This window comes from Serratia sp. CY74737 (genome assembly GCF_052166775.1).
GTDB classification, from domain to species: domain Bacteria; phylum Pseudomonadota; class Gammaproteobacteria; order Enterobacterales; family Enterobacteriaceae; genus Serratia; species Serratia ureilytica.
This window is the reverse complement of sequence record NZ_JBJNOF010000015.1, coordinates 64,602-91,562: the sequence shown is the minus strand read 5'-3', so window position 1 is coordinate 91,562 and position 26,961 is coordinate 64,602. Positions and strand designations below refer to the sequence as shown.

The 26,961-nt window shown below is 59.0% G+C and carries 31 protein-coding genes; 18 read left to right on the top strand and 13 right to left on the bottom strand.

Going from position 1 to position 26,961, the window contains the following annotated elements; all coding sequences use genetic code 11:
• The first annotated feature begins 120 nt into the window (after positions 1 to 120).
• Entirely contained in the window at positions 121 to 501 is a 381-nt protein-coding gene (locus ACJ8PE_RS20185; RefSeq protein ID WP_033644265.1) for a RidA family protein, read from the top strand.
• Positions 502 to 508: 7 nt separating this feature from the next.
• On the opposite strand, the gene ACJ8PE_RS20180 is transcribed toward ACJ8PE_RS20185, so the two are convergent.
• The gene (locus tag ACJ8PE_RS20180; RefSeq protein ID WP_033642939.1) at positions 509 to 889 is read right to left on the bottom strand and encodes a nuclear transport factor 2 family protein; all 381 of its coding nucleotides are present in this window, start codon (positions 887 to 889) and stop codon (positions 509 to 511) included.
• Positions 890 to 1,165: 276 nt separating this feature from the next.
• Here ACJ8PE_RS20180 and ACJ8PE_RS20175 point away from each other — a divergent pair, with 276 nt between their 5' ends.
• The gene (locus tag ACJ8PE_RS20175) at positions 1,166 to 1,435 is read left to right on the top strand and encodes a hypothetical protein (RefSeq protein WP_072627680.1); all 270 of its coding nucleotides are present in this window, start codon (positions 1,166 to 1,168) and stop codon (positions 1,433 to 1,435) included.
• On the opposite strand, the gene ACJ8PE_RS20170 is transcribed toward ACJ8PE_RS20175, so the two are convergent.
• A complete protein-coding gene (locus tag ACJ8PE_RS20170) occupies positions 1,432 to 1,824 on the bottom strand; it encodes a nuclear transport factor 2 family protein (RefSeq protein ID WP_033642937.1) in 393 nt (130 codons plus the stop codon). The two genes, ACJ8PE_RS20175 and ACJ8PE_RS20170, sit on opposite strands and share 4 nt — an antisense overlap.
• Positions 1,825 to 2,024: 200 nt before the next feature.
• On the opposite strand from ACJ8PE_RS20170, the gene ACJ8PE_RS20165 reads away from it, so the two are divergent.
• The 4 genes from ACJ8PE_RS20165 (at position 2,025) to gstA (ending at position 5,024) form a co-directional block, all read left to right on the top strand.
• A complete protein-coding gene (locus ACJ8PE_RS20165; RefSeq protein WP_197760053.1) occupies positions 2,025 to 2,720 on the top strand; it encodes an HD domain-containing protein in 696 nt (231 codons plus the stop codon).
• 95 nt (positions 2,721 to 2,815) lie between these two features.
• Entirely contained in the window at positions 2,816 to 3,079 is a 264-nt protein-coding gene (locus ACJ8PE_RS20160; RefSeq protein WP_033642935.1) for a DUF3811 domain-containing protein, read from the top strand.
• A gap of 362 nt (positions 3,080 to 3,441) precedes the next feature.
• Complete coding sequence (dapA, locus tag ACJ8PE_RS20155) at positions 3,442 to 4,326, top strand: 4-hydroxy-tetrahydrodipicolinate synthase (RefSeq protein WP_197792906.1); 885 nt, start codon at positions 3,442 to 3,444, stop codon at positions 4,324 to 4,326.
• A 92-nt stretch (positions 4,327 to 4,418) separates the two neighbouring features.
• A complete protein-coding gene (gene gstA / locus ACJ8PE_RS20150; RefSeq protein ID WP_025302671.1) occupies positions 4,419 to 5,024 on the top strand; it encodes a glutathione transferase GstA in 606 nt (201 codons plus the stop codon).
• A 39-nt stretch (positions 5,025 to 5,063) separates the two neighbouring features.
• On the opposite strand, the gene pdxY is transcribed toward gstA, so the two are convergent.
• From pdxY to anmK, 5 genes are all read right to left on the bottom strand, one after another.
• Positions 5,064 to 5,924 carry a pyridoxal kinase PdxY gene (pdxY, locus tag ACJ8PE_RS20145; protein ID WP_197792907.1) on the bottom strand — a complete coding sequence of 287 codons (861 nt, stop codon included), beginning with the start codon at positions 5,922 to 5,924 and terminating at the stop codon, positions 5,064 to 5,066.
• 88 nt (positions 5,925 to 6,012) lie between these two features.
• Entirely contained in the window at positions 6,013 to 7,287 is a 1,275-nt protein-coding gene (gene tyrS, locus ACJ8PE_RS20140; RefSeq protein ID WP_197792908.1) for a tyrosine--tRNA ligase, read from the bottom strand.
• Between the two features lie 139 nt (positions 7,288 to 7,426).
• Positions 7,427 to 8,080, bottom strand: coding sequence for a pyridoxamine 5'-phosphate oxidase (gene pdxH / locus ACJ8PE_RS20135; protein WP_033642930.1), 654 nt, complete (start codon positions 8,078 to 8,080; stop codon positions 7,427 to 7,429).
• 88 nt (positions 8,081 to 8,168) lie between these two features.
• Entirely contained in the window at positions 8,169 to 8,471 is a 303-nt protein-coding gene (locus ACJ8PE_RS20130) for an MliC family protein (protein WP_004931294.1), read from the bottom strand.
• Between the two features lie 45 nt (positions 8,472 to 8,516).
• The gene (anmK, locus tag ACJ8PE_RS20125; RefSeq protein WP_033652593.1) at positions 8,517 to 9,638 is read right to left on the bottom strand and encodes an anhydro-N-acetylmuramic acid kinase; all 1,122 of its coding nucleotides are present in this window, start codon (positions 9,636 to 9,638) and stop codon (positions 8,517 to 8,519) included.
• Positions 9,639 to 9,989: 351 nt separating this feature from the next.
• Here anmK and ACJ8PE_RS20120 point away from each other — a divergent pair, with 351 nt between their 5' ends.
• Positions 9,990 to 10,454 carry a glycine zipper 2TM domain-containing protein gene (locus ACJ8PE_RS20120; protein ID WP_025159710.1) on the top strand — a complete coding sequence of 155 codons (465 nt, stop codon included), beginning with the start codon at positions 9,990 to 9,992 and terminating at the stop codon, positions 10,452 to 10,454.
• Positions 10,455 to 10,547: 93 nt separating this feature from the next.
• Here ACJ8PE_RS20120 and slyA read toward each other — a convergent pair whose 3' ends face one another.
• A complete protein-coding gene (gene slyA / locus ACJ8PE_RS20115) occupies positions 10,548 to 10,979 on the bottom strand; it encodes a transcriptional regulator SlyA (protein WP_004931301.1) in 432 nt (143 codons plus the stop codon).
• A 180-nt stretch (positions 10,980 to 11,159) separates the two neighbouring features.
• On the opposite strand from slyA, the gene ACJ8PE_RS20110 reads away from it, so the two are divergent.
• The 3 genes from ACJ8PE_RS20110 to ACJ8PE_RS20100 are packed head-to-tail and all read left to right on the top strand — an operon-like array spanning position 11,160 to position 14,297.
• On the top strand, positions 11,160 to 11,396 hold the full coding sequence (locus ACJ8PE_RS20110) for a DUF1656 domain-containing protein (protein ID WP_025159708.1): 237 nt from the start codon (positions 11,160 to 11,162) through the stop codon (positions 11,394 to 11,396).
• 3 nt (positions 11,397 to 11,399) lie between these two features.
• Positions 11,400 to 12,263 (top strand): efflux RND transporter periplasmic adaptor subunit, encoded by an 864-nt coding sequence (locus ACJ8PE_RS20105; RefSeq protein WP_015377735.1) that lies wholly within the window; start codon positions 11,400 to 11,402, stop codon positions 12,261 to 12,263.
• Between the two features lie 3 nt (positions 12,264 to 12,266).
• A complete protein-coding gene (locus ACJ8PE_RS20100; RefSeq protein ID WP_033642928.1) occupies positions 12,267 to 14,297 on the top strand; it encodes an FUSC family protein in 2,031 nt (676 codons plus the stop codon).
• Here ACJ8PE_RS20100 and sodC read toward each other — a convergent pair whose 3' ends face one another.
• On the bottom strand, positions 14,298 to 14,819 hold the full coding sequence (sodC, locus tag ACJ8PE_RS20095; protein ID WP_033642927.1) for a superoxide dismutase family protein: 522 nt from the start codon (positions 14,817 to 14,819) through the stop codon (positions 14,298 to 14,300).
• Between the two features lie 241 nt (positions 14,820 to 15,060).
• Here sodC and ACJ8PE_RS20090 point away from each other — a divergent pair, with 241 nt between their 5' ends.
• Positions 15,061 to 16,905, top strand: a complete 1,845-nt coding sequence (locus ACJ8PE_RS20090) for a polyurethane esterase (RefSeq protein ID WP_197792911.1) — start codon at positions 15,061 to 15,063, stop codon at positions 16,903 to 16,905.
• Between the two features lie 60 nt (positions 16,906 to 16,965).
• On the opposite strand, the gene ACJ8PE_RS20085 is transcribed toward ACJ8PE_RS20090, so the two are convergent.
• From ACJ8PE_RS20085 to ACJ8PE_RS20075, 3 genes are all read right to left on the bottom strand, one after another.
• Positions 16,966 to 17,862: an aldo/keto reductase gene (locus ACJ8PE_RS20085; RefSeq protein WP_197760049.1), complete on the bottom strand. Its 897-nt coding sequence runs from the start codon at positions 17,860 to 17,862 to the stop codon at positions 16,966 to 16,968.
• Positions 17,863 to 17,962: 100 nt separating this feature from the next.
• Positions 17,963 to 18,202: a DUF1289 domain-containing protein gene (locus ACJ8PE_RS20080; protein ID WP_019455980.1), complete on the bottom strand. Its 240-nt coding sequence runs from the start codon at positions 18,200 to 18,202 to the stop codon at positions 17,963 to 17,965.
• A gap of 21 nt (positions 18,203 to 18,223) precedes the next feature.
• A complete protein-coding gene (locus ACJ8PE_RS20075) occupies positions 18,224 to 19,153 on the bottom strand; it encodes a LysR substrate-binding domain-containing protein (protein WP_187174031.1) in 930 nt (309 codons plus the stop codon).
• 138 nt (positions 19,154 to 19,291) lie between these two features.
• On the opposite strand from ACJ8PE_RS20075, the gene ACJ8PE_RS20070 reads away from it, so the two are divergent.
• From ACJ8PE_RS20070 to rnt, 6 genes are all read left to right on the top strand, one after another.
• A complete protein-coding gene (locus ACJ8PE_RS20070; protein ID WP_046686966.1) occupies positions 19,292 to 19,933 on the top strand; it encodes an NAD(P)-dependent oxidoreductase in 642 nt (213 codons plus the stop codon).
• A 136-nt stretch (positions 19,934 to 20,069) separates the two neighbouring features.
• The gene (gene eptA / locus ACJ8PE_RS20065) at positions 20,070 to 21,707 is read left to right on the top strand and encodes a phosphoethanolamine transferase EptA (RefSeq protein ID WP_046898485.1); all 1,638 of its coding nucleotides are present in this window, start codon (positions 20,070 to 20,072) and stop codon (positions 21,705 to 21,707) included.
• A 102-nt stretch (positions 21,708 to 21,809) separates the two neighbouring features.
• The gene (locus tag ACJ8PE_RS20060; protein ID WP_033642921.1) at positions 21,810 to 22,430 is read left to right on the top strand and encodes a TetR/AcrR family transcriptional regulator; all 621 of its coding nucleotides are present in this window, start codon (positions 21,810 to 21,812) and stop codon (positions 22,428 to 22,430) included.
• A gap of 86 nt (positions 22,431 to 22,516) precedes the next feature.
• On the top strand, positions 22,517 to 23,620 hold the full coding sequence (locus tag ACJ8PE_RS20055) for an alkene reductase (protein WP_033642920.1): 1,104 nt from the start codon (positions 22,517 to 22,519) through the stop codon (positions 23,618 to 23,620).
• Between the two features lie 333 nt (positions 23,621 to 23,953).
• Complete coding sequence (gene gloA / locus ACJ8PE_RS20050) at positions 23,954 to 24,361, top strand: lactoylglutathione lyase (protein ID WP_033652600.1); 408 nt, start codon at positions 23,954 to 23,956, stop codon at positions 24,359 to 24,361.
• 76 nt (positions 24,362 to 24,437) lie between these two features.
• On the top strand, positions 24,438 to 25,121 hold the full coding sequence (gene rnt, locus ACJ8PE_RS20045; protein ID WP_016927925.1) for a ribonuclease T: 684 nt from the start codon (positions 24,438 to 24,440) through the stop codon (positions 25,119 to 25,121).
• 68 nt (positions 25,122 to 25,189) lie between these two features.
• Here rnt and ACJ8PE_RS20040 read toward each other — a convergent pair whose 3' ends face one another.
• Entirely contained in the window at positions 25,190 to 25,537 is a 348-nt protein-coding gene (locus tag ACJ8PE_RS20040) for a Grx4 family monothiol glutaredoxin (RefSeq protein WP_004931329.1), read from the bottom strand.
• Positions 25,538 to 25,953: 416 nt separating this feature from the next.
• On the opposite strand from ACJ8PE_RS20040, the gene ACJ8PE_RS20035 reads away from it, so the two are divergent.
• Positions 25,954 to 26,772: a C40 family peptidase gene (locus ACJ8PE_RS20035; RefSeq protein ID WP_042784370.1), complete on the top strand. Its 819-nt coding sequence runs from the start codon at positions 25,954 to 25,956 to the stop codon at positions 26,770 to 26,772.
• Positions 26,773 to 26,961: the final 189 nt, after the last annotated feature.

The following is a 26,961-nucleotide window of genomic DNA, read 5'->3' as shown; positions in this document are numbered from 1 at the left end:
TATAACATAAGGGGGATGATTCTCTCAGATATCATCGGCGTGCGGCGCTTTGCCGCGTTTTCTCCAGTATCCTAACCAAGTTTGTCGATTTTATTAACCGGTCTTGCGCGGGGTTTGACCATGACATCATTAAAACGCATTAATTATCCGCAATTGCCTACGCCGGGTGGCCCTTATGTGCACGCCGTGCGCCACGGCGATCGCCTGTACGTATCTGGCTTGACGGCCTTCGCCACCGACGCGCAGGGCTTGAGCGCGCCGCAGCAAACGCAGGAGATCCTTGAGCAATTGGCGACCATCGCCGCCAGCGAAGGCGTCAATCTCAAGGCATTGATTAAAATCAGCGTGTTCCTGACCGACATCGCCGATCTGGCGAGCGTGCGCCCGGTGCTGTTTGACTATTTCGACGGCGCGCTGCCGGCCTGTTCTTTGATGGCGGTCAGCGCGTTGTTCTCACCCGCAGTGTGCGTAGAGATAGAGGCGGTGATGGCGTTGCAATAAGGCGCGGCTAGAGCGCGCCTTCGTCCGGCACGCAGGGGCCGATCTTGAACCAGGCTTTGGCGATCCGCCCCTGTTCCACTTCGTAAATGGCGATGACATCCATTTTGCCGCGCCCCTGCGGGAAGTTACGCGTCACCACCTCCTGATCGACCACCATATTCCCCACCGCCATGCGTTTTATCCGTTCGCCGTACAGGCTCGGCTCGCGAAAGCGCGCCAGATGCCGTTCGCGGATCGCCGCTTTGCCGCTGGCCAGCAGCGTGTCGGGGTGTTCGTAATACTGCGCGTCATCCGCCCAGCAGGCCATAAAGGCCTCGATATCGCGGGCGTTATAGGCGTCAAGCTGTTGTTGAACCACATCCTGCGGGCGTGCCGTCTTATCGTTCATCACATTCTCCTGCCAAAGTTAACCGCCGCATGCGTCGAACCCATCACGTTAACCGCCCAGTGCTACGGGTTGATGACACAGTGATAGTTGAATAAAAACCCATAAATAGCGAATAAATAACCTATCACGCCCGATAAACAATTCAAGCGTCCGCGCATAAATTTTCAGCGTATCCCCAGGAACGCTGAAAACCGCCTGACGGCGTGCGTTAATCTTTGCGGCAGTTGGGAGGATTCTGCTAATTTAGCGTGAACAGCCTGATGATAACGAAACGCTATGCAGCAAAAACCGGTGTTGGACGAAGCCAGACAGTTAAAACGACTCAACGCCGCCACGCGGCGCCAATCCCATATGTACAAATGGATCGCGCTGATTGCTGCGCTGGATGCGCTGTTGGTGTTTTGGTATGACCGGGATATGCGCAACGTCACCTTCTCGGGAGCGGTTGCGCTGGTGTGCGGCTATTTGTGGATCCGCGATCGCAACAAGGCTCGGGGTTACCGGCGCGAGTTTGATCGCAAATTCGGCAAGCACAGCGGCAATTAAGGCTGCATCGCTTCCAGCACTTTAGCGCTGTCGACAATCTGCACGAACTTCACGATCTTGCCGGCGCGCACCGTATAAATATGCGCAAAGGAGGCGCTGAAGGCTTTGCCGGTGGCCCGGTAAGTGCCGTGATAAAAACCCTGAGCAATCACGTTGTCGCCGGCGTCGTAAAAGTGATCGACATCGGCGCGGTAACCTTGCCATTCGCTGCCCAAACGCTGATGCACGTTCTTGATGATATTCTCCGGGCCGATATAAGTACCGGCGTAAGGGAAACCGGCGGCTTCGGTCCACTCGGCATCGGGGGCCAGCGCCGCCAGCAGATTACGGCCGTTTTCTTCGGAACTGCCTTCGTAAGTCGCGCGCACTATCTCAAGAGGGGTTGGCATGTCTCTTCTCCCATGGCTGATAAGGATATTCCGACCATCTCCGCGGACACAGGCTCTCACCAGGCGGAGACGGCGGAATACGGCTATTCTAGGTTGCTTGTTTCGCTGCAAAAACCGCAGTTGTGACAATAGTAGGTTGCACTTTAGTAAACAATAGTCGTCTTCTGTCATTCTCTCGACCTCCGACGCGGCTATGCTGATTGCCCGATTTCCCCCAACAGGAGCTGAACGTGTCTTTACCCTCGCTAACGCAAGAGCTGTTACAGCCGTTTTCCCCCTACCAGACGCTGGCGCAAACGCTGCTGCCGCTCACCCTCGAATCGGACGATGGCTCGCACGATGTGGCGCACCTACACCGAGTCTGGAAGAACTGCCGCCGCATCAGCAAGCTGGAAGGCGGCGACCGACGCATTCTCTGCGCGGCGGTGCTGCTGCATGACGCCGTGGCGGTGGAAAAGAATTCGCCGCAGCGTCACCTGGCTTCGCGCATGGCGGCGCAGCAAGCCACGCTGACGCTGACCCGGCTCGAATGGTCGCCGGCGGACATCGCGGCGGTGGCCCACGCCATTGAAGCGCACAGTTTTTCCGCCGGCATCCCCCCGCAAACGCTGGAAGCGAAGATCCTGCAGGACGCCGATCGTCTCGACGCCATTGGCCTGATTGGCGTAGCCCGCTGCTTCTATATCAGCGGCCGCATGCGCAGCGCGCTGTATGACGCTGCGGATCCGCGGGCCGAACATCGTCAATACGATGACAAGCGTTTCAGCCTGGATCACTTCGAAACCAAGCTCTTCAAGCTGCAAGACGGCTTCCAGACCGCCGCCGGGCGACAGATGGCCGAGCAGCGCACCGAACGGATGCGGCGCTTTGTCGACGATCTGCTGGAAGAGGTGTAACCTGGGCTTACGGGGCATTTTCGTTATGCCCATAACATTTTCGGTCACATAACACCGTTAAACTGAAAGCCAACTTCACCGAACGGGCGGCAAAGATGAAAAAGTTGACGTTGAAAGAGATGACGGAAAGCGAGCAACGAGAAGTCAAAACCGAGCTGGACAAAGCGCGTAAAAGCCACGGCCGGCCGCTGACCAACGCCGAACAGCACAAGGTCAAAGATGAAGTGGTGGCGCGCATCATGGCCGCCAGAGCGAAGCTCGCCAAGGCAGAGCGCGCGGAACGCAAGGCCAACCGCTACCGGCCAAGCGGCGACACCTTCAGCTGGTCCGCCACCATCGGTACCCGCCCGCCGCGCTGAATCAGCCAAACAATCCCCGCCGCCGCGGGGATTGTCGTTTATTAGCCAAACTCATCTGCCCTCACCCATCATGAATAACAATGTTATCAATCTGTTGTAAATTGACAGCCTGATGAAGAATATTCATTATCACCCCCACATCCTCTTTTCACGAGACTGCCATGGCCTATCCGCGCAACGTTAATACACCGATTCTCCCGGCGTTGCCCGTTGGCGGTTTGGCGGCGGTTACATCGAAGAAACAGACGCTCATTTGACCGGGGCGAGCTGTCCCGTCAGATGAGCTGACTGGATGGCCTGCAACGCCCCGCCTTCAATTTTCTCATCTGGCTTCTCTGTCGGTCACACAGAAGGAATATTTTATGGCCTCATTTTCGGGTATTTGGGTGGCGATGGTTACCCCTTTCAATCAAGATGCCGTCGATCTGCCGGCGGTTAAACGCCTGGCGCGGCACCTGCTCGACGCCGGCATCGACGGCCTGGTGGTCTGCGGCTCTACCGGTGAAGCCGCCGCGCTAAGCAAGGAAGAACAGCTGGCGGTGCTCGACGCCGTGCTGGAGGTGACGCCCGCCCATCAGGTGGTGATGGGCCTTTCCGGCAATAACATGGCCGCCACGCTGCAGATGCAGCAGGCCATTCAGCTGCGCGACATCGCCGGCGTGCTGATCCCGGCGCCTTACTACATCCGCCCTTCGCAATGCGGCCTGATAGACTATTTCACCCAGTTGGCCGACGCCTCCACCGTGCCAGTGATCCTGTACAACATTCCGCAGCGTACCGGCATCGCCATGGAGCTGGCCACGCTGCGCCAGCTCGCACGCCACCCGCGCATCGCCGCCATCAAGGACTGCGGCGGCAACCCTGACGCCACCATGGCGCTGATCGCCGACGGCGAAATCGATGTGATGACCGGGGAAGACAATCTGATCCTCACCACGCTGTGCCTCGGCGGCACCGGCGCCATCTCCGCTGCCGCGCATGTTCACCCGGAACGTTTCGTCCAGCTGGTGCAGCAAGTCGCCGCTGGCGATCTGGCCGCGGCGCGCAGCAACTTCTATGAGCTGTTGCCGATGATCCACCAGATGTTCAGCTTCCCGAATCCGGCGCCGGTCAAGACCGTACTGGCCCAACAGGGGCTGATCGCCAACGAACTGCGCTCGCCGATGCAGGTGGCGCCGCAGGCGCTGCAGCAGCAGATCGCCGCGACGCTGGCGCAACTGCAGCCCGCCGAGGCGATCGTCGGTTAAATTTGTTAGCTAAGCCGCTGTAATTTTGGCGCTGTGGGACTACGATGAGAGGTTAAGCATGCCCGTCATTCGTCATCAACAAGGAGCTTCCGATGAAACTGTTCTATAAAGCCGGCGCCTGTTCGCTGTCCCCGCATATCGTGCTGCGTGAGGCAGGGCTGGATTTTACGGCGGAGAAGGTCGATCTGGCGCAGAAGAAAACCGAGAGCGGCGCCGATTACCTCGCCATCAACCCCAAGGGACAGGTACCGGCGCTGCTGCTGGATGACGGCAGCCTGCTGACCGAAGGCGTGGCGATCGTGCAATACCTGGCGGACCGCGTGCCGGACCGTAACCTGATCCCGGCGGCGGGCACCCTGTCGCGCTACCACGCGATCGAATGGCTGAACTACATCGCCACCGAGCTGCACAAAGGTTTCAGCCCGCTGTTCAACCCGAAGACGCCCGAGGAATATAAAACCATCGCGCGCGCCAGGCTGGAGCAGCAGTTCAGCTATCTGGATTCGGTACTGGCGAAGCAGCACTTCCTGTTGGGAAGCCGTTTCAGCGTGGCCGACGCCTACCTGTTCACCGTGCTGCGCTGGGCATTCGCCCTGCAGTTCGATGTGCGCAAGCACGCCCATCTGGCGGCCTGGTTCGATCGCGTTGCGGCGCGCCCGGCGGTAGACGCGGCGCTGAACGCCGAAGGATTGAAGTAAGGTTCAGCCCCGGCGGCTCTCGCCGGGGCCCGATGCCGCTTACAGTTTTACCGCTCTGAACTCGCTGCGCGGCTGCACGATCCGATCCTGCGCCGCCACCACCTGCAATTCATACTCGCCCATCGCCTGCGTGGTCAGCATCACCTCATACACGGCGGCGGTCACGTGCTCCAGCGCTTTATCCAGCGCCTCGCCCTTCAGCAGATCCACCAGCAGCAGACCACTGGTCAAATCGCCGACGCCAACCGGCTGACGCGCCCCGAAGTCCACCAGCGGCCGGCTAATGTGCCAGGCTTCGTCCGCCGTCACCAGCAGCATTTCGAAACAGTCGGTGTGATAGCCGGCACGAGCCAGGTGCTTGACCAGCACCAACCGCGGCCCCTTGACGATCAGCGATCGAGCGGCCTGCACCGCGTCGTCCACGTTGGCGACGGCCATCTGGCTCAGCATTTCCAGTTCCAGCAGGTTCGGCGCCACCATGTCGCTGCACGGCAACGCCTGACGGCAGTGAAACTCGGCCACCCCCGGCGCCACGATGCAGCCCTTTTCAGGATGTCCCATCACCGGATCGCAGAAATACCAGGCGTTCGGATTCGCCTGCTTAACCTGACGCACGATCGCCAGAATATGGTCGCCCTGCTCCGGCGAACCGATATAACCGCTCAGCACCGCATCACAGCGTTTCAGCTGATCGATATTGGCGATGCCCTGCGCGATCTCGCTCAGGTGGCTGGCCGGCATGACGCAGCCGGTCCACTGACCGTATTGCGTATGGTTGGAGAACTGCACCGTGTTCAGCGGCCAGACGTTGACGCCCATGCGGCGCATCGGAAACTCCGCCGCACTGTTGCCGGCGTGACCAAACACCACGTGCGACTGGATAGAAAGAATGTTTTTCATCGACAGAACTCGTTGGGAATGCGGCAGCCAGCCTGGCGGCTGCCCAAAAAGAAAGGGGCCGCCTGGGCCCCTTACCATCATTATACGCTTACTGCCAGTCCACCAGGCAGTAGTGTTTCTTGCCGCGGCGCAGCAGCGTGTAACGGCCAAACAGACGGTCCGCATCGCTGAAACGGTATTCGGCATCCGACTGTTTCTCGCCGTTGATGGTCACCGCGTTGGAACCGATCATGGTGCGCGCCTGGCCACGTGACGGCACCAGTTCAGCATTCACCAGCGCCTGCTGCAGATCGGCGTCGCGCTCAAGTTTGATGGTCGGCATGCCGTCCTGCGCCAGCTGGGCGAAGTCCGCTTCGGTCATGTCATGCAGCGCGCCGGAGAACAGGCTCTGGGTGATGCGCTTGGCGGCCGCCAGGCCTTCCGCACCGTGCACCATGCCGGTCACTTCTTCCGCCAGCACGTACTGGGCGCGCGGCGCCTTGCCGCTGTTCTTGTCTTCTTCTTCCAGCGCGTTGATCTCTTCCAGGCTCATGAAGGTGAAGAACTTCAGGAAGCGGTAAACATCGGCATCGGCGGTGTTGATCCAGAACTGGTAGAACTTGTACGGGCTGGTTTTTTCCGGCGCCAGCCAGACCGCGCCGCCTTCGGTTTTACCGAACTTGGTGCCGTCTGCCTTGGTGATCAATGGCACGGTCAGGCCGAACACCTGCTTCTGATGCTGACGACGCGTCAGATCGATACCCGAGGTGATGTTGCCCCACTGATCGGAACCGCCGATCTGCAGCTCCACCTGGTGGCGGTTGTACAGCTCGGAGAAATCGTAGCCCTGCAGCAGGTTATAGGAGAACTCGGTGAAGGAGATGCCGGAGTCGTCGCGATTCAGGCGCTGCTTAACCGCTTCCTTGTTGATCATCTGGTTGACGGAGAAGTGCTTGCCGATGTCACGCAGGAAGGTCAGCACGTTCATGCCGCCGAACCAGTCGTAGTTGTTGGCCGCGATGGCGCTGTTGCTGCCGCAGTCGAAATCGAGGAATGGGGAAACCTGTTTGCGGATCTTCTCGACCCACTCATTCACCGTATCGGTGGTATTCAGCTTGCGCTCCGCCGCTTTGAAGCTCGGATCGCCGATCAGGCCGGTGGCGCCGCCCACCAGCGCTACCGGTTTGTGGCCGGCCAGCTGGAAGCGCTTCAGGCACAACAGAGGAACCAGATGGCCCAAATGCAAGCTGTCAGCGGTCGGATCGAAACCGCAATACAGTGCAATTGGCCCTTGCGCCAGTCGCTCCGCTAACGCTTCCTCATCCGTAACCTGGGCAACGAGGCCCCGCTCTTGCAGTTGTTTAATCAAGTTGCTGCTTGCCATCAATGACTCCATGTATAAACGAATGCACCTTTGCCGGTACACGGCCTTTCGCCCAGTGGCGAAATAAAAATTCAGGGTAGCGCATAGAATAAAGCGCCGGCGGCGTCAGCACCAGCGCTTAGAGGGGGATTTTACGTCTTCAAGGTGCCAGTCGGTCAATTTTCCAGTCATTCCCGTCCCGCTGATACAGGAAACGGTCATGCAGGCGGTGGGCGCCACCCTGCCAGAACTCGACGGAGTCGAATTTCACGCGGAATCCGCCCCAGAAACTCGGCAACGGCACCTCGCCCTGCTGGAACTTTTGCTTCAACTCGAGGAATTTGCTTTCCAGCACGCCACGCGCGGAAATGCGTGACGACTGCTGCGACACCCAGGCGCCAATTTGGCTGTCCTTCGGCCGGCTATGGAAATACTTCAGCACTTCGAGGGTCGACAGGCGCTCCGCCTGACCGAGGAAAATCACCTGACGATCGAGCATGTGCCAGGGGAACAGCAGGCTGATATGCGGGTTTTGCGCCAACTGCTGCGCCTTGCGGCTGCCGAGGTTGGTGTAGAACACCAACCCCTGCTCATCGAAATGCTTGAGCAGCACGATGCGCTGATACGGCTGGCCGCGTTCGTCGACGGTGGCGACACACATGGCGGTCGGATCGGCCAGGCGCGCGTCGCAGGCCTGTTTCAGCCAACGCTCGAACAGCTCGAGCGGATTGGCGGTCAGATCGTTGCGGCGCAGGCCGCCCCGGGTATATTCACGGCGCAGGTCCGCAACATCAAACTCATTCTTTTCAATCATCTGGGTTATCGACCAACTGAAAAATCCGTCGTTACATTCTGCGCCTGCGGCGCCAGGAACTCAATCGCTCCGACGCCGCCGCTGACCGTCACTCCGTCAACACGCAGTCGCTCATGACTACCTTGCCGTTGCGCTCAAGATAGGCATTGCGGTCTTTCGACCAAAAAGTGTATTTGCCGTCGCTGTATTTGGCGCCGGTCAACGCCAACACCTGCTTGAGATGCAGCTGTTCGCCATCCATCAGCAGGCTGACTTCGCTCGCCTTGCCGTCGAGCGCCACCGTCAACGGCGTGGTGCCGCACTGGTAGTGCATCGTCTGGCTGCTCTGCGGCAGGATATAGCTGCAGCCGGACAGCGCCAGCGCGCCGGCGACGAAAATGACTTTTTTCATGCTGTTGCTCCTTAGAAAAATCCTTCACAGGCTATCCTAACAGAGCTAGCGCCCCCCGAATGGCAAAACCGGATAAATCCCACCCAGCACCGTTTCACGGCTGGCGCCGGTCACCGAAGGCAGGTTGCCGGCCTGGCCGGACAGCGTGCGAAACGCCAGCCAGGCGAAGGCCAGCGCCTCCATGTCGTCGCCGCTGACGCCGCAATCGTCGGTCAGGCCGACCTCGGTGCCCGGCAGCAGCGCCGACAGGCGCGCCATCAGCAGCGTGTTGCGCGCCCCGCCGCCGCAGACCAGCAGGCGCTCACACCCGCCGGCCAGCTGCACCTGTTCGCTGATGCTGACGGCGGTCAGCTCCGTCAGCGTGGCCTGCACGTCGACCGGCGCAATCGCCGGTAATCCGGCCAGCTGACGCTCCAGCCAGGCGATGTTGAAATACTCGCGGCCGGTGCTTTTCGGCGCAGGCAGCGCGAAGTAAGGGTCCGCCAGCATCTGCTGCAACAGCGGCAAACAGACGCGCCCCTGCATGGCCCAGCCGCCGTCCTGATCGTAAGGTTGCGCGCGGTGGCGCCAGATCCAGGCGTCCATCAGCATGTTGCCCGGCCCGGTGTCGAAACCGCGCACCGGCGCACCGGGCAACAGCAGAGAGAGGTTGGCGATGCCGCCGATGTTCAGCACCATACGCCGCTCGACGGGATGCCCCAGCAGCGCCTGATGAAACGCCGGCACCAGCGGCGCGCCCTGCCCGCCGTAAGCCATGTCGCGCCGGCGGAAATCGCCGACGGTGGTGATATTGGTCAGTGCGGCGATGCGGTTGTTGTCGCCGAGCTGCATGGAGAAACGCGCATCACCTTCCGGTTCGTGCCATACCGTCTGGCCGTGGCAGCCGATGGCGGTGATATGATCCGCGTCGATGCCGGTTTGCTTCAGCAGGCCGAGCACCGCCTCGCCAAACAGCGTGCCCAGCTGTGCGTCCAACCGGCCGACGGCGGCCAGCGTGGTTTGCTGCCCCTGGCACATTCCCAGGATCTCTTTTTTCAGCGCGATCGGCATCGGATGGCTATAGCTGGCCTGCTGCGCCACCATGCGATCGTCAATCGCGGCCAATACCACATCGATTCCGTCCAGACTGGTGCCGGACATGACGCCTATATAGCGGCCTGACTTCATAGCAACATCCTCTAACCCGCACGGTAAGCAAATTTTATCCTGACAAATAAACCAGAATTGACGAATTAACGCCATGAATTATGATGCTTTTTTTACGCGCCGTGAGCCAGGTGCGTCGCTGTGGCACATTTTATGTGTTAAACCGTGCGTTAACCGGCAACGGAATGTCGGTGAGGCTGTCATAAAGGTAAACCGCGGTTTATTATTGGTTGAACAGAGAAAAGTTAAGCTGCGTGCAGCGATGAAGCATGGCGCTGTATCAACTTTCAGCCATACTTTGTCTATCATTTTCACTGAATCTTGCCTGGTGAGCATTGCCAGGTTATGGACTACTACCATCAGGAGTTTTATATGATCAAGCGTCTTCTCGTCGTTGCCGTCGCCGCCGTTACGTTGGCTGGGTGTGCCAATGAATCCATGTCCGGCGATGTCTACTCGTCCTCGCAGGCCAAGCAGGTGCAGAACGTCACTTACGGGACGCTGGTTTCCGTGCGTCCGGTTAAAATTCAGGGCGGCGAAGGCTCCAACGCCTTGGGGATGATCGGCGGCGCGGTAATTGGTGGGCTGTTGGGCAACACCGTTGGCGGCGGCACCGGCCGTACGCTGGCTACCGCGGCGGGCGCTATCGCCGGCGGCGCGGCGGGCAACAGCATCGGTGAAGTGGCCGGTCGTACCTCAGGCTACGAGCTGGAAATCAAAACCGACCAGAAAGAGAACATCGTCGTGGTGCAGAAAGCAGGCGACACCAAGTTCAGCCCGGGTCAGCGCGTGCGCATGGCGCGCATGGGCGACACCATCACCGTCTCTCCGCTGTAAGTCAGCAGGCGGCACACGGCAAACCGGAGGCAATCGCCTCCGGTTTTATTTCTGATGCTGTGAAACTGTAATCGTAGAAAAATAAGAATATTATTATTTGTTCTGCAGTTCGGTGATATTTTGTTCTAACTTGCCAATCAGCCCTACCAACAGATGCACTTCGTCGGCGGTAATGCCGCTTAAAATCTCACTGCGCGTAGACGTGATCACACTGTCGACTTCCCTGATGATCGGATCGGCCGCTTCGGTCAGCTTGATGCGCTTCGCGCGGCGATCGTTGGCACAGGTGTGACGCGTGATAAGCCCCTTCTCCTCCAGTTGGTCCAGCGTGCGAACCAGTGACGGTTGCTCGATACCGATCGCCTTGGCCAGCTGGATTTGCGACTGCTCCGGCGGCAAGCGATTGATATTGTGCAACGTAACCCAATGCGTTTGGGTCAGCTCCAACGGCTTGAGCCGATGATCGATGAGCGCTCGCCAAACACGAACCAATCGTGCTAAATCTGAACCTAATGTTGACTCCACTTACCCCTCCTTATAATTAGCATGCTAACATTACCTCCCAGAGCTTAGACTATTTTGGGTAACTCACATTAAAAACACAAATGTATATAATGTATATTGTGGAAATAACCACTATTTTTAGCCGCTATTGTTTAATCGTTATGCAAATATTCAACATATTCACCCGTAGGGATTGTTAATGTGAATACATCATGGTTACACGCCTCATCGCCCTTACCCGATTTGGTCCTGGGGGCATCGCTTTATTTTCCACCCATATTTAAAGCTTTTTTGCTAGGACTGGTCTTATGGTTGCTGATTCATCAGCTGCTCAGGGACTGGATGTATTCCGGTGAAATCTGGCACCCCATGTTGATGGACCTGTCCATTTTCGTCCTGACCGTCAGCGGTTCCTTATGGATTTTAGCGAGTTGGTAACCCATGCAGCATAAAACATTAAAATACTTTTCTACGGTGATCGTCTGCGCCATTGCCGTCTGCGCCGGTTGGTGGCTCTGGAATTATTATATGCAATCCCCATGGACCCGTGACGGAAAAGTGCGCGCAGAACTCGTCAATATCACCCCTGAGGTTTCTGGAAGATTAGAGAAAATAAGTGCGAATGACAATCAATTCGTACCTGCGGGAAGTCTGATTTTTACCCTCGACCCGGTGCCTTATCAGATCGCGCTGGACAATGCCGAGGCCGCGGTGGCAAAAGCGCAATCGGATCTGGCCAAGGCGGACCATGAAGCCGCCCGACGCCGCGGGTTGCCGCGCAACGTTATTTCCGCTGAAGATTTGGATGAGTCCAATTTAGCCGCTCAGGCAATGAAGGCCGCCTATAAAGCCGCCCTGGCCAACCTGGAACAGGCCAAATGGAATTTGAGCAAAACTAAAATTTACGCGCCGACCGACGGTTATATCACCAATCTACAGGCGCGGGTCGGGAACTACGCCAACGCCGGCACGCCTTTGGTCGCACTGGTGGATGTCCATTCGTTTTATGTACTCGGTTATTTCGAAGAAACCAAGCTGAAACATATAAAAGAAGGCAATAAAGCCGATATTGTCTTATATAACGGCAACACCCCGCTGCAGGGGGAAGTAGAGAGTATCGGCCGCGCTATTTACGATCAGAGCGTTGACAGCAACAACGATCTATTAATGGATGTTAAGCCCAATGTTCCCTGGGTGCGTTTGGCTCAGCGCGTGCCGGTGCGGATAAAATTGCTCAACGTGCCCGCCGATTTGACGCTGGTTGCCGGCACCACCTGCACCATTTCGATTCATCAGCGGAACTAAAGTGTGAACCTGCCCTTTCTGGAGTGGAGCCGTACCCCCTGGGGTAAAGCGACCGGCGGCCAATGGCGCTATGCGCTGCGCAACTCGCTGGCGATGTGTCTGGCGCTGTGGGTGGCGTTCGTGCTCGAGCTCGACGAACCTTATTGGGCGCTCACCTCCGCCGCGGTGGTCAGCTTCCCCACCATCGGCGGCGTGATCAGCAAAAGCATCGGCCGCATCTTCGGCAGCCTGGTGGGCGCCGCCGCCTCGGTGGCGATCGCCGGCCACTGCCTGAACGATCCCTGGCTGTTCACGCTGTTCATCGCCGCCTGGATCGGGCTATGCACCTATATCTCCAACCATTATCAAAACAACGTTTCCTACGCGTTCGCGCTGGCGGGCTATACCGCCGCCATCATCGCCTTCGGTACGGTCAACGTCACCGATACCCAGCAGATCTTCGATATCGCCCAGGCGCGGGTTTGCGAAGTGATCACCGGCATTCTGTGCGGCGGGCTGATGATGATGATCCTGCCCAGCACCTCCGACGGCGAAGCCTTGCTGACTTCGCTGCGGCGCATGCAGCAGCGGCTGCTGGAGCACGCCGCCATGCTGTGGCAGCCGGAGGTCACCGCGCAGATGCGCACCTCGCACGAAGGGGTTATCGGCCAGATCCTGACCATGAACCTGCTGCGCATTCAGGCGTTTTGGAGCCACTACCGCCTGCGGCGGCAAAATAACCTGCTCAACTATCTGCTGCACCAGCAGCTGCGCATTACCAGCGTCATCTCCAGCCTGCGCCGCATGCTGCTGAACTGGCCGGATCGTCCCGCCAATCTGATGCCGGTGCTGACGCAACTGCTGGATGAATTGCGCGATCCCGCCACCGATAAATATCGCTTGGCGCGCCTGCTCCAGCAGATCGCCCCGCAAGATGCAGCGGACTACCGCCATCGCGCCTTCTGGCTGCGTTTGCGTGATTTCTGCTGGCTTTACCTGCGCTGCAACCGCTGGCTGCAGCGATTGGAAAGCGCCACGGCGGTCAGCGATCTCCAGCCGCCGCGCGTCACCTCGCTGGCGCGCCATACCGACAGCTACGAAGCCGCCTATAACGGCCTGCGCACCTTTTTATGCATCGTGATCGGCTGCGCCTACTGGATCAACACGCAGTGGGACGCCGGCAGCGCGGCGCTGACGCTCACCGCCATCAGCTGCGTGCTCTACTCCTCCACGCCTTCGCCGATCAACAGCGTCAGCACCTTGCTCAAGGCGGTGCTGCTGCTCTCGGTCGCCTGCTTCGTGGTGAAATTCGGTTTGATGATCCAGATTGACGATTTCTGGGTGTTCTGCGCCTTCCTGTTCCCGATCCTGGTGACCATGCAGATGCTCAAGCTGCAGAATCCGCCTTATGCCGCGCTTTGGGGGCAGCTGATCGTCTTTATGGGCTCATTTCTGACCGTCAGCAATCCGCCGAGCTATGACTACCAGTCCTTTATCAATGACAACATCGGTAAAATTGTCGGTGTGCTGCTGGCCGGGCTGGCGTTTCAGATCCTGCGCCCCAGCTCGGACAAGCGAAAGAGCCGCCGTATTATCCGCGCGCTGCGCCGCGACTTTATCGATCAGTTGAGCAAAAAGCCGCAGCAGAGCGAAAGCCAGTTTGAATCGCTGATCTACCATCGCATCAGCCAGCTCAATCAAAGTCAGGATCAGGAGGCGCGCACCTGGTTGCTGCGCTGGGGCGTGGTGCTGCTCAACTGCAGCCATATCGTCTGGCAGCTGCGCGACTGGCAAACCCGCTCAGATCCGCTGTCGGCGGTGCGCAACGTCTGTATCCACTGCCTGCGCGGCATCATGACGGAGAAAGGCGTGCAGCACAGTTCGCTGGACGCCACGCTGCAAGAACTGCTGCGCATGAGCAACGCCCTGGCGCACCACCCGGAACAGGCGGCGCGCGATCTGGCCGGCCTGATTTGGCGGCTCTACTGCTCGCTGCAGCAACTGCAACAGGCCATTGGCCAGCCCGCCGCCACTGCGGCCGTCAGCGGCGGATGATCACTTGATCACGCCGCAGGCGAAGCGCTCGCCGCCGCCGCCGAGCGGCAGCGGATGATCCGAGTGATTATCGCCGCCGGCGTGCACCATCAGTGCCTTGCCCTCAATTTCACTGATTTTTTTCAGCCGCGGCGCCAACACCGGATCGTTCGCCATGCCGTCGGCGGTCACATAGATGGCCGGCAAATCGCCCAGATGCCCGTCGGCATACGGCCCGAGGTGTTTCCCGGTTTTTTGCGGATCAAAATGCCCGCCGGCCGCCAGCGCCGCCACCGCCTTGCCGTCCTTCATGCCCGGCTCGCAGCTGCCTTTCTCATGCACATGGAAACCGTGCACCCCGGCCGGCAAGGCTTTCAGGCTCGGCGTGAACAGTAAGCCGTAAGGCGTTTCGCTGATGGCCACTTTGCCGATATCCTGACCGATGCCCTGCCCGGTCACCAAGTTCATCTCAACGTCGACCGTCGCCGCCTGAGCGGCCCCGCAGGCCATCAGGCCAAGCGCCGCATACCAATAACGTTTCATCAATCAGTCTCCTTAATGACTATATCGAGTTATCAGTATAGGAGAGCCAGCGCCAGCACTGTTAACCAACGCACAATCTCGCCAATTTGATTCGCGGGCCTAATATTTAGCACCAATAATAATTCTACCGATGTTGGTCCTCTGACCAGCTGTCGTTCGGCTAACGTTGTTTCCCTGTTTCCACCGCCGACGCGCGAGAGTTCACTTCCCGGCCAGGCGGCATACTTCATAAGGAACTGATATGGGCATCTTTAGCTATAAGGATCTGGACGAAAACGCGTCAAAGGCGCTGTTTTCCGACGCCTTGGCCATCTCTACCTACGCTTACCACAATATCGATAACGGCTTCGATGAAGGCTATCACCAGACCGGTTTCGGCCTCGGTCTGCCGCTGACGCTGATCACGGCGCTCATCGGCAGCACCCAGTCGCAGGGCGGCCTGCCCGGTCTTCCCTGGAACCCCGACTCCGAACAGGCCGCGCAGGACGCGGTGAACAATGCCGGCTGGTCAGTGATCGACGCCGCGCAGTTGGGTTACGCCGGCAAAACCGATGCGCGCGGCACCTACTACGGCGAAACCGCCGGTTACACCACCGCTCAGGCCGAGGTGCTGGGCAAATATGACAGCGAAGGCAATCTCACCGCCATTGGCATCTCATTTCGCGGTACCAGCGGCCCGCGCGAGTCGCTGATCGGCGATACCATCGGCGATGTGATTAACGATCTGTTGGCCGGGTTCGGGCCGAAAGGCTATGCCGACGGCTATACGCTGAAGGCCTTCGGCAATTTGCTGGGGGACGTGGCGAAATTCGCGCAGGCCCACGGGCTGAGCGGCGAAGACGTGGTGATCAGCGGCCACAGCCTCGGCGGGCTGGCAGTCAACAGCATGGCGGCGCAGAGCGACGCCAACTGGGGCGGCTTCTACGCGCAGTCCAACTATGTCGCCTTCGCCTCGCCGACCCAGTACGAAGCTGGCGGCAAGGTGATCAACATCGGCTATGAGAACGATCCGGTGTTTCGCGCGCTCGACGGCACCTCGCTGACCCTGCCGTCATTGGGCGTTCACGATGCGCCGCATACCTCCGCCACCAACAATATCGTCAACTTCAACGACCACTACGCGTCGGACGCCTGGAATCTGTTGCCGTTCTCCATTCTCAACATTCCGACCTGGCTATCCCACCTGCCGTTCTTCTATCAGGATGGCCTGATGCGGGTGCTGAACTCCGAGTTTTATTCGCTGACCGACAAAGACTCGACCATCATCGTCTCCAACCTGTCGAACATCACGCGCGGCAGTACCTGGGTGGAAGATCTGAACCGCAACGCGGAAACGCACAGCGGGCCGACGTTTATCATCGGCAGCGACGGCAATGATTTGATCAAGGGCGGCAAAGGCAACGACTATCTCGAGGGCCGCGACGGTGACGATATCTTCCGCGACGCCGGCGGCTATAACCTGATCGCCGGCGGCAAAGGCCACAATATCTTCGATACCCAGCAGGCGTTGAAAAACACCGAGGTCGCCTACGACGGCAATACGCTTTACCTGCGCGACGCCAAGGGCGGCATTACGCTGGCGGACAACATCAGCACCCTGCGCAGCAAAGAAACCTCCTGGCTGATTTTCAGCAAAGAGGTGGATCATCAGGTGACCGCCGCCGGATTGAAATCGGATTCGGGCCTCAAAGCCTATGCGGCCGCCACCACCGGCGGCGACGGCGATGACGTCCTGCAGGCTCGCAGCCACGACGCCTGGCTGTTCGGCAACGCCGGCAACGATACGCTGATCGGCCATGCCGGCGGCAACCTGACCTTCGTCGGCGGCAGCGGCGATGACATTCTGAAGGGGGTCGGCAACGGCAATACCTTCCTGTTCAGCGGCGATTTCGGCCGCGACCAGCTGTATGGCTTCAACGCCACCGACAAACTGGTATTTATCGGCACCGAGGGCGCCAGCGGGAATATCCGCGACTATGCCACGCAGCAAAACGACGATCTGGTGCTGGCCTTCGGCCACAGCCAGGTCACGCTGATCGGCGTCTCGCTCGATCATTTCAACCCCGATCAGGTGGTGTTGGCCTAAAGAGCGACGTAAAAAAAGCCGGGCGCTTTCGCCGCCCGGCTTTCCTCTTTCTGCTCCGCCTTAGGGCACGTCATACCCCAACGCCGCCTTGCGAATGCGGAACCACTGCTGGCGGTTCAGCGCCAGTTTCTGCGCCTTCAATGCCGAACGCACCCGCTCGATCTTGCCGGAGCCGATAATCGGCAGCGGCGAAGACGGCAGGCGCATCACCCAGGCATAAACCACCTGTTCAATGGTCTCGGCGCCGATCTCTTGCGCCACCCGCAGCAGCTCGTCGCGCAGCGGCTGGAACTCGGCGTCGTTGAACAAGCGGCCGCCGCCCAGACAGGACCAGGCCATCGGTTTGATGCGCAGCTGCTGGCACTGGTCGAGCGTGCCGTCCAGGATCGCCGGTTGGTGAATCGGCGAGATTTCCACCTGATTGGTGACCAGAGAGAACGGCAGACGCGACTGCAGCAGTTGGAACTGCGCGGGCGTAAAGTTAGAGACGCCGAAATGGCGCACCTTGCCGCTTTTGTGCAGCGCGACAAAGGCTTCGGCCACGTCGTCAGCGTCCATCAACGGATCCGGGCGGTGGATCAGCAACAGGTCGAGGTAGTCGGTATGCAGATGGCGCAGCGAGTGTTCCGCGCTCTGTACGATATGATCGCGATCGGTGATGTAGTGGCCGATCGGGTTGCCGGGCTTGGCGGTGGTGGCGATGCCGCACTTGCTCACCAGCTCCAGCGACTGCCGCAACGCGGGCTTCAAGCGCAGCGCGTCGCCGAATGCCTGCTCGCAGGCATAACCACCATAGATATCTGCGTGATCGACGGTGGTGACGCCCAGTTCGACATGCTGTTCGATAAACGTCAGCAGCTGCTGCGGCGAGATGCCCCACTCCATCAACCGCCAGTAACCGCAAATCATACGGGAAAATTCAGGCCCCTGCGGCGCGAGACGAATGCGTTCTACCATTGCGAAAACCTCATGACATTAGTTGTCAGCCAGCATACACAAGCCGGTGAGGCGCAGGGAAGCGCAAAGGCGCATGAACGTGCGGCAGATCAGGAAAGGGTCAAAACAGCGAAGGCTGTTCCGGCAGCGGCTCGTCGGGGGCTTTGTTGGCGCGCTGCAGGCGCAGGAAACGTTGGCGACACAGACGCAGCACTTCGCGCTTTTGCGCGTCGCTCATGCTCATCCAGCCGAACCGCTCCTCGCGGCTGCGCAGGCAGCCACGGCAGAAACCGCGATCGTCGGCCTGGCAAATGCCGCGACACGGGCTGGGGATGTCGAAAAATTCAAGCTGCTGTGCCACTGACCCTCCTGCATTCTCCTGCTAATTGAAGACGTCATCGCCGCCGCTGGCAAGTCCCTTTTCGCCATTGCGGCGAAAATAGTCGCGCAAATAGCGCAGCGCCTGGCGGCTTTTCTCCGGCATAGTGCGTTCCAGCGTCAGCGCGTGCAGCCGCAGCGGCGCCGGCCGCCACTCCGGCAACAGCAGCAACAGCTCGCCGCGCTGCAGCTCGTCGCCAATTTCATACAGCGGCTGAACGGAAATGCCCAGACCGGCGCGGGTAAAGGCGCGCATCACGTTCATGCTCTCGCTGACGATCTGCCCCTCCGCCAGCCGCAGCTTGACCTGCTGGCCGGATTGATGCAGCAAATCCAGATGGGCCCCGCTGTAGCCGCTGGAGATCCAGCGGTGCTGCACCAAATCCTGCGGCTTTTCCGGCACCCCATGCTGGCTGAGGTAACGCGGCGCCGCGCACAGCACCATCGGCCACGCCGTCAGCGGGTGAGCGATCATATTGGCGTCCGCCAGTTGACGATTGGCGCGCAGCGCAATGTCGACCCGCTGTTCTATCATGTCGACGATGCGATCGTCCGCCAGCACCCGCAGCGTCAGCTTGGGATGCGCCTGCAACAGCGGCGCCAGCGCCTCCGCCAACGAGCGGCCGCCGATGCCGACCGGAGTGGCGATGCGCAGCTCGCCCACCAGCGTGTCCCGCAGTTCCGCCAGCCGCTGCTCCGCCTGCTGCGCCTGTTGCAGCATCGCCTCGCAGCCGGGATAAAACGCCGCCCCCGCCTCGGTCAACGCCAGACGGCGGGTGGAGCGGTGCAACAGCGGCACCCCGAGCGCCTTCTCCAGCGAGCGCATATGCTGACTGACCGCCGACGGCGTCATGCCCAGCCGCCGCGCCGCACCGGCCAACGATCCCTCCGCCACCACGGTGGCGAACACCGCCATTCGATTGAGTTTATCCACGATTATGAAGTTTTACTTAATCAAGAAAGCATGAATATGGCACTAATCACGGCTATTGTTAAGGACTAGAGTAGATCCCACGCAGCAGGCACATCGGCCTGCCTTACGATACTGACCCATCCCTGAAGGAGCATACAGATGAAAGTAGCCATTATTGGAGCAACCGGTTTTGTTGGCCGCCGTGTGGTGGATGAAGCGCTGGCTCGCGGCATTCAGGTAACGGCGATCGCCCGTCAGAAAAAAGATTTGCCGGACCACGCTAATCTGACCGTCGCGCTGGGCGACGTCGCCGATACCGCCTGGCTGGCGGGGCAGTTGCACGGTCAGGATGCGGTGATCAGCGCCTACAATCCCGGCTGGGGCGAAGACAACCTGTATGAGAAGACTACGCGCGGCGCCCAGCAAATCCTTACCGCGGTCGAGCAGGCAGGCGTCAAGCGCCTGTTGGTGGTGGGCGGCGCAGGCAGCCTGGAAGTGGCGCCGGGCGTTGAACTGGTGGATACGCCGCAATTCCCGGAAAATATCCGCCCCGGCGCGCAGGCGGTGCGCGATCTGCGCAATAAACTGCGCAACGAATCAGCGCTCGACTGGACCTATCTCTCTCCGGCCGCCCTGCTGGAACCGGGCAAACGCACCGGCCAGTTCCGCCTCGGCACAACGCAGCTGCTGATGAACGGCGACGCGCCGGCCAGCATTTCGGTGGAAGATCTGGCGGTGGCTATCGTCGATGAGATTGAAAAACCTCAGTTTATTCGTGCCCAATTCACCGCCGCCTACTAAATCCCCTCACCGCCAGGCCACCGGCCTGGCGTTTTCCCGCGTTCGCCGCCGCCAGTATTCTGAATTTCTAAGGTTTTCTTAAGTTTCATCCGGTAGATTTCAAGGCATTATCTACTCTCAGGATCCAGATTTGGCAATGTGGTTACGTCAACGCTTACAGTGCAACAGCCTCGGTTTTATCCTCGCCACCGCCCTGTTCTTCACTCTGTTCCAAAACGCGTTATTCCTGCATCGCGCCTGGTCGTATATCACCTTCGATAGCGTCCACAGCGTGATATTCGCCGCCAGCATGCCGGTGGTGATCTTCTGTGCGCTGAATATTATCTTCAGCGTGTTGACCGTGCCCTACCTGCGCAAACCGCTGATCGTCTTTTTCTTGCTCGGCAGCGCCGCAGCCAACTATTTCATGTACAGCTATGGCGTGGTGATCGACGGCAACATGATGCAAAACGCCTTTGAAACCAACACCCACGAAGCGACGGCGTTGCTGACGCCGCGCATGGGGCTGTGGCTGGCGCTGCTCGGCGTCCTGCCGGCGGCGGCGGTTTGCTTCACCCATATTCGCCAGACCCGCCCCTGGTGGTACATGGTTGGGCTGCGCGCCGCCAACGTCATGCTGTCATTGGTGGTGATCCTGATCATCGCCGCGCTGTTCTACAAAGACTACGCTTCGCTGATCCGCAACAATAAAAGCGTGGTGAAGATGTTAACGCCTTCCAACTTCGTCGCCGGCACCATCAAGTTTACCGAGCAGCGCTACTTCACGCGCAATCTGCCGCTGGTGAAGATCGGTGAAGACGCGCGCAAAGGGCCGCTGATCGCCGGACAGGCCAAGAAAACGCTGGTTATCCTGGTGGTGGGCGAAACCGCCCGCGCCGAAAACTTCTCTCTCGGGGGCTACGATCGCGAGACCAACCCGCGCCTCAAGCAGGACAACGTGGTCTATTTCAAGAACGCCAGCTCTTGCGGCACCGAAACGGCGATCTCCGTCCCCTGCATGTTCTCCAACATGCCGCGCAAAGCGTACGACGCAACTCAGGCGACGCACCAGGAAGGCATGCTCGATGTGCTGGCGCATGCCGGCGTCAACGTGCTGTGGCGTGATAACGACGGCGGCTGCAAAGGCGCCTGCGATCGGGTGCCGCACATCGACATGACCAAACTGAAACTGCCGCAGGACTGTGACGGCGAAGTTTGCATGGACAATGTGCTGTTGTACAAACTGAACGACTACATCAATAGCCTGAAAGACGACGGCGTGATCGTGTTGCACCAGATGGGCAGCCACGGCCCGGCTTATTACCGCCGCAGCACGCCGCAGTTCCAGACGTTTTCGCCGACCTGCAACAGCAATCAGATCCAGGATTGCAGCCATGAGCAGTTGGTGAACACCTACGACAACTCGATCCTGTATACCGACGCGATGCTCGATGCCACCATCAAGCTGCTGCAGCAGTATGACGACCGGTTCAATACCGCGTTGGTCTACCTGTCCGATCATGGCGAATCGCTGGGAGAAAACGGCATGTATCTGCACGGCACGCCTTATGTCTTCGCGCCGAGCCAGCAAACTCACGTGCCATTCCTGATGTGGATGTCGGCCGACTATCAGCGCAATTTCGGCATCGATCGCCAGTGCCTGAGCGCACTGGCGGAAAAGGACGACGTCTCGCAGGACAATCTGTTCCACACCCTGTTGGGCATGCTGAATGTGCAGACTCGTGAATATCAATCCCAGTTGGATATTCTGCAACGCTGCCGCAACGCGGCGTAAGCGCTTAACTTCCGCGTGCCGCTGAGGCACAATGCTTGAGACCAACCGGCGTTTTGTGCGCCGGTTTTTTTATTCCCATTGACCTAGACCAATCGGTCTATTATGCTCGGCGCCATGATGACCAAATCAACGCATTGCAACGTGGATACACGTGAACATCTGCTCGCCACCGGCGAAACCCTCAGCCTGCGCCTGGGCTTTACCGGCATGGGGCTGAGCGAACTGCTGGCCACGGCGGGCGTGCCGAAAGGATCGTTCTACCACTATTTCCGCTCGAAGGAAGCCTTCGGCGAAGCGATGCTGCAACGCTATTTCGCGCACTATGATGCGCAAATGCAAAAGCTGTTTGCCGACGAGCATACCGATGCCCGCCACCAGCTCTTGGGGTATTACGCCCAGGCCATCAGTTACCACTGCCGCAGCGAATGTCATAACGCCTGTCTGGCGGTGAAACTCTCCGCCGAGGTGAGCGACCTGTCGGAGCCGATGCGCCATGCGCTGGAAACCGGGACCGCCCGGGTGATCGGCCACCTGCAGGCGGCCATTGAGCGCGGCATCGCCGAGGGATCGCTGTCGGTAGCCATGAGCCCGGCGGCAACTGCAGAGACGCTGTATGCCCTGTGGCTCGGCGCCTCGCTGCGCGCCAAGATCCGGCGATCGTTGGCCCCGTTGACCAGCGCGCTGGAAAGCATCGAGTTGCTGCTGCGCCCGCCGCAGCCGTAACGCCACCGTCTTTTTTCGTGAAAATGCAGTTCGTGTTTTTTATCGCCCATAACTAGACGACCGGTCTATTAAATACAGGATGCACTATGAAGACTGAAAAATTGCTCTCTCCGCTGAAAGTTGGCGCAGTCACCCTGCCCAACCGCGTGTTTATGGCTCCGCTGACGCGTCTGCGCAGCATCGAACCGGGCGACATTCCCACGCCGCTGATGGCGGAGTATTATGCGCAGCGCGCCGGCGCCGGTCTGATCGTGACCGAAGCGACGCAGATTTCCTTCCAGGCGAAAGGCTACGCCGGTGCGCCGGGCCTGCATACCCCGGAGCAGATCGCCGCTTGGAAACACATCACGCAGGCGGTACACGACAAAAACGGCCACATCGCCGTACAGCTGTGGCACGTAGGCCGCATCTCCCACACCAGCCTCCAGCCGGGCGGACAAGCGCCGGTCGCCCCTTCGGCGATCAACGCAGACACCCGCACCACCGTGCGTGACGAAACCGGCGCCTGGGTGCGCGTACCGACCTCTACGCCGCGCGCGCTGGAAACCAGCGAGATCCCGGGCATCGTCAACGATTTCCGCCAGGCGACCGCCAACGCGCGTGAAGCCGGCTTCGACTTTATCGAGCTGCATGCGGCTCACGGCTATCTGCTGCACCAGTTCATGTCTCCGGCGTCTAACCAACGTACCGATCAATACGGCGGCAGCATCGAGAATCGCACCCGCCTGACGCTGGAAGTGGTCGACGCCGCCATCGCAGAATGGGGCTCCGAGCACATCGGCATCCGCATCTCGCCGCTGGGGCCGTTCAACGGCCTGGACAACGGTGAAGATCAGGAAGAAGCAGCGCTGTATCTGGTGGAAGAGCTGAATAAGCGCAATATCGCCTATCTGCACATCTCCGAACCGGACTGGGCCGGCGGCAAACCGTATTCCGACGCCTTCCGCGACTCGGTGCGCGCCCACTTTAAAGGGGTGATTGTCGGTGCCGGCGCCTACACCGCTGAAAAAGCCGAAGCGTTGATCGAAAAAGGCTTCATCGACGCGGTGGCCTTTGGCCGTAGCTACATCGCCAATCCGGATTTGGTCGAGCGTTTCCGTCAACACGCCCCGCTCAACGAACCTAAGCCGGAAACCTTCTACGGCGGTGGCGCCGAAGGTTATACCGACTATCCGTTTCTGACGAAGTAACCCGTCCTGACCCTAAACGGCCACGCAACCGCCTGGCCGTTTTTTTATGCACGCAAAAAGGCCCGCACAAGGCGGGCCGACGTTCCCTGGTGTTGTTATCTGCTACAGGTCAATTTCTACACGGTTACGCGCGGAATTGATAATTGATTGTGCAGATCAATTACTTCGTATCGATCGGTACACTCGATCAATATTTAAACACCCATGGCGAGGGGGCGAAAAGTGACATCGTCACCAACTCGTCACGTTGAATTCCCTTGCGGGACAAGGCTATACTCGCTTGTGCTTCAATCCACCCGCCGTCTGCCACGGCACAGTCAATTCAGAGGAATTATGCGCTTACTCCATACCATGATCCGCGTCGGTGATTTGCAACGCTCCATCGACTTCTACACCAAGGTATTAGGCATGCGCCTGCTGCGCACCAGCGAAAACCCGGAGTACAAATACTCGCTGGCTTTTGTCGGCTATACGGAAGAGAGCGAAGGCGCGGTTATCGAACTGACCTATAACTGGGGCACCGACAGCTACGACATGGGCACCGCCTTCGGCCACCTGGCGCTGGGCGTGGACGACGTCGCCGCCACCTGCGACAACATCCGCCGCGCCGGCGGCAACGTCACCCGTGAGGCCGGCCCGGTGAAAGGCGGCACCACGGTGATCGCGTTCGTCGAAGATCCGGACGGTTATAAAATCGAGCTGATCGAAAACAAACACGCCGGCCAAGGCCTCGGCCACTAAGCCTCTCTCGGGGCGCGCTGCGCCCCGCTGATTCTCCGCGCGATAGCGCCTGCAACCGGGCGCAAAATTTGCCATAATGCGCGCTGCATTCGATGAAGATAAGAAACTGATGGCCGAAAAAAGTGATCTTAACGCCCTGAGTGGTCGTTTTCGTGGGTTTTATCCCGTAGTAATAGATGTTGAAACCGCCGGCTTCAACGCCAATACCGATGCGCTGCTGGAAATCGCCGCCGTGACGCTGAAAATGGATGAAGACGGCTGGCTGCAGCGCGACGAAACCCTGCACTTCCACGTGGAGCCTTTCGAGGGTGCCAACCTGCAACCGGAAGCGCTGGCGTTTAACGGCATCGATCCGCACAACCCGCTGCGCGGTGCGGTCAGCGAATACGACGCGCTGCACGCCATTTTCAAAGCGGTGCGCAAAGGGCTCAAGGATCGCGGTTGCAACCGGGCCATTATCGTCGCGCACAACGCCAACTTCGATCACAGCTTCCTGATGGCCGCGGCCGAACGTGCCGGTTTGAAGCGTAATCCGTTCCATCCGTTCGCCACCTTCGACACCGCTGCGCTGAGCGGCCTGGTGCTGGGGCAAACGGTGCTGGCCAAAGCCTGCATCGCCGCCGGCATGCCGTTCGACAGCAGCCAGGCGCACTCCGCGCTGTACGACACCGAACAAACCGCCCTGCTGTTTTGTGAGCTGGTTAACCGCTGGAAGCGTCTCGGCGGCTGGCCGCTGCCCGCCGGCGATCTCGCCGAATAAGCCCAATAAAAAAGGCGGCCCAGTTTGCACTGGCGCCGCCCGTTACGCGATAACCGCAAGTCTGTCGATTAAGACTGCTGGTCTTCCTGCGCTTTATACTTTTCTGCCGTTTCTTTGATCAGCTGCTGCAATTCGCCGCGCTGATACATTTCGATGATGATATCGCAACCGCCGACCAGCTCACCGTCTACCCACAGCTGCGGGAAAGTCGGCCAGTTGGCGTATTTTGGCAACTCGGCGCGGATGTCCGGATTTTGCAGAATATCCACATAGGCGAAACGCTCGCCGCAGGCGGACAGCGCTTGCACAGCCTGCGCAGAGAAGCCGCAGCTCGGCAGCTTTGGCGAACCCTTCATGTACAGCAGAATCGGGTTTTCAGCGATCTGGTGCTGAATTTTTTCAAGTGTCGTCGTCATTTATTGCTTCCTCAAGCCACATTTCATGGCTACAACATGCATCACGCGGGCTATTGTAGCGGCTGGAACAGTCGCAAGAAAACGCCATCTTTTGCAAGGATATTCGCCCGCCGCCGATCGCGTTTCACCGGCCACGTCATTCCGGTCAAAACATACGTTGAGAATAACATTTTTAATCCGACCATTTCACTAATATATTGCGCCGCGATGACGGCGCGGCTTAATTATATCCGCCACCGCCGCCTGGCGCTTTTTTATACACCAACAGGCTGATTTTAAACCAAAAAAAATGTCATTAACGTTTTCTCACAATATGGATTATTATTTATGAGTTCTTCGCTGTTTTATATGGCGAAATTCGGGAATACTGTAACTCTTTCGATATCCGTTTCGGGGCCAAGGTTGGTGACGTCGACATGCGTTTAATTCTTACGCTCTTTGCGCTGCTGTTTACGCAGCTCTTCTTCAATTTGGCGCACGCTGCGCCACAGGCGCGTGTTGCCGCCGAGCAGCGTAAAAGCCATGCCAATGAAGCGCGGCCCGATGACCGCAGAAAAAAGAAAGCGGATAAAGCCGCCAAAAAAGCCAAAGTGACGGCCCCCGAGAAAAAAACTAAGACCGCCAAGGTCAAAAGCGAGAAAAGCGCGAAAAAGATCGTCAGCGCCAAACCCAAGGCCAAAGCGCAGAAAACCGCCAAAATTAAAGTCACCCCGCCGAAAAAGGGCTACAAAAAAGGCTATGGCCGCCACCGCGAAGCCGGTATGGCCACCGCCAAGCTGGCGCGTGATGAAAAACCGTTGAAACTCAGCCCGGCGCACAAAAAGCGTTACCAGCACGCCAAGCAGACCGCGATGGCCAAGCTGATGGATCAGATGGGCAAGCCTTACCGCTGGGGCGGCAGCTCGCCGCGCACCGGCTTCGACTGCAGCGGCCTTATCTATTACGCCTATAAGGACGTGGTGAAAATCAAGATGCCGCGCACCGCCAACGAAATGTATCACCTGCGCGACGCGGCGCCGATCAAGAAAAGCGAACTGGAAAGCGGCGATTTGGTGTTCTTCCGCATTAACAACCGCGGCGTGGCGGATCATGTCGGCGTCTACCTCGGCAACGGCAAATTCATCCAGTCGCCGCGCACCGGCGAAGAGATCCGCATCAGCCAGCTCGACAACGACTATTGGCAGAACCACTACATCGGCGCACGCCGCGTAGTGACGCCGAAAACCATTCGTTAATTCCCTATTCTGCGCGGTTGCGGCCCCGGTCACAACCGCCTGCTCAAGCTATCGCCCATCGCACTCCCCCACGCGCATTTCTCGCTTTTCCTCCTGTTTTTTATGATGAAAATTGTTAAGATTGAATGACCACAATAAAAAACGGCCCATCTGGCTCCCGCCTGGGCGGGAAGAAAGTGGCGCTGTAAA